2 protein-coding genes and 1 pseudogene are annotated in these 1,299 nt (G+C 61.7%); all 3 read left to right on the top strand.

The features are described 5' to 3' along the window. Positions 1–614 (top strand): annotated as a pseudogene (locus tag VBE63_RS29555) (hypothetical protein); the annotation flags it as partial. A gap of 51 nt (positions 615–665) precedes the next feature. Further along, entirely contained in the window at positions 666–887 is a 222-nt protein-coding gene (locus VBE63_RS29560) for an AbrB/MazE/SpoVT family DNA-binding domain-containing protein (protein WP_323686543.1), read from the top strand. Next, positions 888–1,268, top strand: coding sequence for a type II toxin-antitoxin system VapC family toxin (locus tag VBE63_RS29565; protein WP_323686544.1), 381 nt, complete (start codon positions 888–890; stop codon positions 1,266–1,268). The last annotated feature ends 31 nt before the right edge of the window (positions 1,269–1,299 follow it).

Below are 1,299 nucleotides of genomic sequence, written 5' to 3' on the forward strand. Positions count from 1 at the left end.
ACAAGCTGCGTAAGGCCGAGACGCGCTTCCAGCCCAATCGCAGCTGGCTGGAACAAGACGTCAGCGCATCCAAGGCATTGACGCGCATTCAGGAGGTCCTCGCCGCGCCGTCCCCCTACGGCTTGGTCAAAGAGGTCGAGGGTCTGATTCAGACCGTCGAACAGATCAACGATGCCCTGATCACCCAGCATCGGGCCATGGTGTTGCCGGAGGTCGACAAGCAGCTCAACAAGATCCAGGTGGAGCTGGACGATGCCAAGGCCGATGGCGATCTTCGCAATCGCTGCCTCTACCCCCTGCAGCAACTGAAGAAGCAGGTCGAGGCCCAGACCAGCCTCGCCCATATCGCACAGGCCGAAAGTCGCGCCCTGGACCTGGCCGATCAGGCCTTCGCCAAGCTCGAGGAGGCGGTCAAGCCGCCTGGCGACGGCAACGTCAACGACGTCACCCCGCCGACCAAGCCTTACGTCAAGCCGCGCCGGGTGATCAAGCCGTCCGCGCTCGCGCCCGACGGCTACCTGGAGACCAAGGCCGATATCGACGCCTACCTCGACACCCTGCGCGGGGCGCTGGAGAAGGTGGTCGCCGCCGGTGATCGCATCGAGATCCGGTAAGTGCTAGATTTTACAGAACAGCGATCGATTGACATCGACTAGGAAAAGCTCATGGCCTCCGTCACCCTTTCCAGCAAGTTCCAGTTTTCCATCCCCAAGGCCGTCAGGGAAGAACTGCATCTCAAGGCTGGGCAGCGCTTTGCGGTCATCACCAAGGGCGACATCATCTCCCTGGTGCCCATCCCCGAGTTGGCCGAGCTACGCGGGATCGCCAAGGGAGCGGATACCAGCGACTACCGGGATCGGACCGATCGTCTGGAGCGCTACCAATAGATGGTTCTGGTCGATACCTGCGGATGGATCGAGTGGCTGGCAGACGGCCCGCTCGTTGATCGCTTCCTGCCTTACCTCGAAGCGCCCGAGACCCTCGTCGTCCCCACGATCGTTCAGTTCGAGTTGTACAAGTGGCTGGATCGCAACCAAGGCGAGCAAGCCGCGATGAAGGCGATCGCCCGCACCACGCGCTCCCTCGTCGTCGACCTTGATACGTCGGTCGCGCTGCTCGCGGCAGAACTGAGCCGCGATCATCGGCTTTCGGTTGCCGACGCCGTGATCTATGCCATTACCCAGAAGTGTCGCGCCGAGCTGGTGACCTCAGACGACCACTTCGACGGACTGCCCGGCGTGACCTATTTTCCGAAGAAGGACCGCTGACCCCATGCAAACCAACACGCTCAAAATCTAC

The organism is Lamprobacter sp., assembly GCF_034860625.1.
Taxonomy (GTDB): Bacteria; Pseudomonadota; Gammaproteobacteria; order Chromatiales; family Chromatiaceae; genus Lamprobacter.